At 61.9% G+C, this 4,126-nt stretch carries 4 protein-coding genes; all 4 read left to right on the top strand.

Annotation, left to right across the window (positions count from 1 at the left end; genetic code table 11):
- The first annotated feature begins 127 nt into the window (after positions 1–127).
- A complete protein-coding gene (locus tag HMPREF0178_RS02995; RefSeq protein WP_009378951.1) occupies positions 128–1,720 on the top strand; it encodes an ABC transporter substrate-binding protein in 1,593 nt (530 codons plus the stop codon).
- A gap of 130 nt (positions 1,721–1,850) precedes the next feature.
- Entirely contained in the window at positions 1,851–2,831 is a 981-nt protein-coding gene (locus HMPREF0178_RS02990) for an ABC transporter permease (protein ID WP_005026441.1), read from the top strand.
- A 2-nt stretch (positions 2,832–2,833) separates the two neighbouring features.
- Positions 2,834–3,709 (top strand): ABC transporter permease, encoded by an 876-nt coding sequence (locus tag HMPREF0178_RS02985; RefSeq protein ID WP_009378950.1) that lies wholly within the window; start codon positions 2,834–2,836, stop codon positions 3,707–3,709.
- Positions 3,710–3,745: 36 nt separating this feature from the next.
- Positions 3,746–4,126 (top strand): ATP-binding cassette domain-containing protein (locus tag HMPREF0178_RS02980; protein ID WP_009378949.1); only part of this gene is annotated, 381 nt, incomplete at its 3' end.

The raw sequence follows: 4,126 nt of genomic DNA, 5'->3' as shown, positions 1-4,126 counted from the left end.
GGGGCAGGGTGGTGGCCCGCGAGGGCAATGTACTGGCCCCGTTCGGGCACGGCCTTTTCCAGCCCCGCAAGCCCTGAGTGCGTCCCACCCGTTGCCAAGGCAACGCTAACTCATAAGGAGTACAACGATGGCAAGTCTCACGAACGGTTGGAAGCTCTTTTCCGCTGCCGCGCTGACGGCGGCGATGCTCTTTACGGCGGTGCCCGCAAAGGCCGAAGCCATCCCCGACGGGGGCACGTTCACGGTGACCTGGGCGCAGAACCCCGTTTCGCTGAACCCCGGCCTGAGTTCCGGCATCTCCTCGGGCATCCCCGGCGCGCAGCTTTTTGCGAGCCCGCTCCAGTACGACGACCAGTGGAATCCGCATCCCTACCTTGCCGAAAAGTGGGAGATGGCCCCCGACGGCCTGAGCCTGACCCTGCATCTGGTCAAGGGGGCCAAGTTCCATGACGGCACGCCGATCACCTCCGAGGACGTGGCGTTCTCCATCATGGCGATCAAGGCCAACCATCCCTTCAAGGCCATGTACGCGCCCGTATCCGGCGTGGATACGCCCGATCCGTACACCGCGGTCATCCGGCTCTCCAAGCCGCATCCCGCCATCCTGTTGTGCATGTCCCCGGTGCTGTGCCCGATCATGCCCAAGCACGTCTACGGCACCGATCCCAATATCCGCCAGAATCCCGCGAACAAGGCTCCCATCGGCAGCGGACCGTTCAAGTTTGTGGAATGGAAGCCCGGCGACTACATCATGCTTGAGAAGAACAAGGACTTTTTCATTAAGGGCAAGCCGCATGTCGACCGCGTCATCATCAAGATCATTCCCGATATGAACAATCGCGTCATGGCCGTCGAGCGCGGCGAAGTGGACGCCATGCCTTTCTTTGACAGCCTCCGCGAAGTGAAGCGTCTCTCCGGCGACAAGAACCTCGTGGTCACCAACAAGGGCTACGCCGGTATCGGCTCCCTCGACTGGGTGGCCTTCAACACAGGCAAGAAGCCGTTCGACGACGTACGGGTCCGTCAGGCAGCGGCCTACGCCATCGACCGCAATTTTTTCGCCAAGGTCATCATGATGGGCCTTGTGACGCCTTCCGCCACCCCGATCACGCCGTTCAGCCCCTTCTATACGAAGGACGTAAATATGTATGACGTGAACCTCGAAAAGGCCAAGAAGCTGCTCGACGAGGCCGGGTATCCGGTCAAGGGCGACGGCACCCGCTTTACCGTGACCGTGGACTACGCCCCCGGTTCCCCCACCACCAAGATGATGGCCGAATACCTGAAGCCTCAGCTCGCCAAGGTCGGCATCGACGCCAAGATCCGCATTTCCCCCGACTTCGGCACGTGGGCCGAACGGGTGTCCAACTACAACTTCGACATCACCACCGACAACGTGTTCAACTGGGGCGACCCGGTTATCGGCGTGCACCGCACGTATTCCTCGGTCAACATCGTGAAGGGCGTTCCTTTCTCCAACACCCAGCAGTACCGCAATCCCAAGGTCGACGCGATCATGGAACAGGCGGCCTCCGAGGTCGACAACGAGAAGCGCGCGAAGCTGTATAAGGAATTCCAGCAGATCGTCATGAACGACGTGCCGATCTACTTCATGACCACCACCGCCTACCACACCATCTACAACAAGCGTGTCGGCAACGTGCCCGCGTCCATCTGGGGCTTCCTCGCTCCGTATATGGACGTTTACCTGAAGAAGTAGCCGCGCTTGACCGGGCCGGGCGGGGAAACTCCGCGCGGCCCGGCGCCCTCCCGGACAGGGGCTGTTCCGGACGTGCCTGTCTTTCTCGGAATGGGCCCCGGCCCATTCGCAACATACGCGGAGAGTTCTTATGACGTTCTTGCGTGTCGTAGGAAAACGATTGTTCTGGGCTGCCGTCCTGCTCGTTCTGGTACTGTGCCTGAACTTCTTTCTCATCCGGCTGGCTCCCGGCGATCCGGCGGTGACCATCGCTGGCGAAATGGGCGGTGCCAGCCCCGAACTGCTTGCCTCCATCCGCGAGCAGTACGGGCTGAACCAGAGCCTGTTCAACCAGTTCGTCGCCTATTTCGGCAAGGTGCTGCACGGCGATCTCGGCTACTCCTATTTCTTCAATCTTCCGGTGATGGAGCTCATTCAGGATCGCCTGCCCGCGACGCTGCTGCTCGTGGTCACCGCCGTGTGCGCGGCGGTCCTCATCGGCGTCTGCCTCGGCGTGCAGGCCGGGCGGCGTCCGAACAGCTGGACCAGCCATCTGGTGACCATCGTGGCCCTGATCGGCTTTTCCGCCCCCGCGTTCTGGACCGGCATGATGCTGCTCATCCTGTTCGCATCGTGGATCCCCATCCTGCCCGTGTCGGGCATGACGACCATCGGCGCGGGCTACACGGGGTTCGCCTATGTCCTCGACGTGGCCCATCACCTCATCCTGCCGGTGGTGACGCTGGCGATCCTCTACATCGCCCAGTACAGCCGCATGGAACGCGCCTCCATGATCGACATCCTCGGTACGGACTACATCCGCACGGCACGGGCCAAGGGCCTGCGGGAACGGACGGTCGTGTATAAGCACGCCTTGAAGAACGCGCTCATCCCGGTGGTGACGCTGGCGGGTATGCAATTCAGCCAGGTGTTCGCCGGGGCCGTGCTCGTGGAAACGGTATTCAACTGGCCCGGCATGGGGCGGCTCGCCTACGAGTCCATCCTGCGCAAGGACTATCCCACGCTGCTCGGCATCCTCTTCTGCTCTGTGTTCGTGGTCATCATCGCCAACGTCCTGACCGACTTCGCCTACCGGTTTCTTGATCCCAAAATGAGAGTGGGGAGGAGGTAGCCATGTCCGAACAAAGCGCCGCTTGGGAATACAAGGAAGAGTCCCCCCTGCGTGAAGCGTGGAAGATGTACCTGCAAAACCGAGCCGCCGTGCTAGGGCTGGTTCTGCTCGGGGCCGTCCTGATGCTCACTTGCGTGGGCCCGCTGGTCTACTCGGTGGATCCCTTCGAGATGGTCGCTCCGCCCATGAGCGCGCCCGGTGAATACGGCCTGATCTGCGGCAGCGATTACTTGGGCCGCGACATCTTCGCGGGCATCATCGCAGGGGGCAAGGCCACCATGGCGGTGGGCGGTTTCGCCACGCTGGTGACGCTGTGCATCGGCATCACCATCGGGGCGCTGGCCGGGTACCGGCAGGGCATCTGGGACGAACTGCTCATGCGGGCCACGGAATTCTTTCAGGTGTTGCCTCCCCTTCTGCTTGCGATGGTTGTGGTGGCCTTGTTCAGCCCCTCGCTGACCAGCGTGGCCGTATCCATCGGTATTGTGAGCTGGCCGCAGGTCGCCCGCGTCACCCGCGCCGAATTCATGCGGATCAAGGAAATGGACTACGTGGCCGCCGCGAGGACGATGGGCGCGGGAAACGCTACCATCATGTGCCGGGTCATCCTGCCCAACGCCATCCCGCCGCTGGTCATCGTGGCCACCCTGACCATTTCGTCGGCCATCCTGTTCGAGTCTGGCCTGAGCTTCCTTGGCCTCGGCGACCCCAACATCATGACATGGGGCATGATCATCGGCTCCAACAAGGATTACATCATGAATTCTTGGTGGGCGGTCACGTTCCCCGGCCTGGCCATTTTCCTTGTGGTACTTGCCATCGGGCTGATCGGCGACGGCATCAACGATGCGTTCAACCCCCGCCTGCGGCGACGCTAGCGCGGCCCGCAAACCGATTTCGAAACGAGGCGAACCATGGAAGATACGTTGCTTGAAGTCAGGGACCTTCAGGTGGAGTTCTCGACGAAGATGGGGATCGTCAGGGTCCTCGACAAGGTGAACCTGAAAGTCGATCCCCGGCAGACCGTGGGCATCATCGGCGAATCCGGGTGCGGCAAGAGCATGATGGCCCTTTCGATCATGGGGCTCGTGCCCATCCCGCCGGGCCGGATCGCCGGAGGTGAAATCCTGTACCGCGGGACCGACCTTCTCACACTGGAGAAAGACGCCATCCTCGACATCCGGGGAAAGCGGATCGCCATGATCTTTCAGGAGCCCATGAACTCGCTGAACCCTGTCTTCACCGTGGGCAACCAGCTCGTCGAGACGCTGCTGCGGCACGAGGACATGACAAGG

Source organism: Bilophila sp. 4_1_30 (assembly GCF_000224655.1).
GTDB classification, from domain to species: domain Bacteria; phylum Desulfobacterota; class Desulfovibrionia; order Desulfovibrionales; family Desulfovibrionaceae; genus Bilophila; species Bilophila wadsworthia.
The sequence above is the reverse complement of the archived record's forward strand: the minus strand, read 5'-3'. Positions and strand labels throughout refer to the sequence as shown.

Coding starts and splice junctions, on each gene's coding strand:
- HMPREF0178_RS02995 (WP_009378951.1), top strand. CDS start 128: ATGGCAAGTCTCACGAACGGTTGGAAGCTCTTTTCCGCTGCCGCGCTG.
- HMPREF0178_RS02990 (WP_005026441.1), top strand. CDS start 1,851: ATGACGTTCTTGCGTGTCGTAGGAAAACGATTGTTCTGGGCTGCCGTC.
- HMPREF0178_RS02985 (WP_009378950.1), top strand. CDS start 2,834: ATGTCCGAACAAAGCGCCGCTTGGGAATACAAGGAAGAGTCCCCCCTG.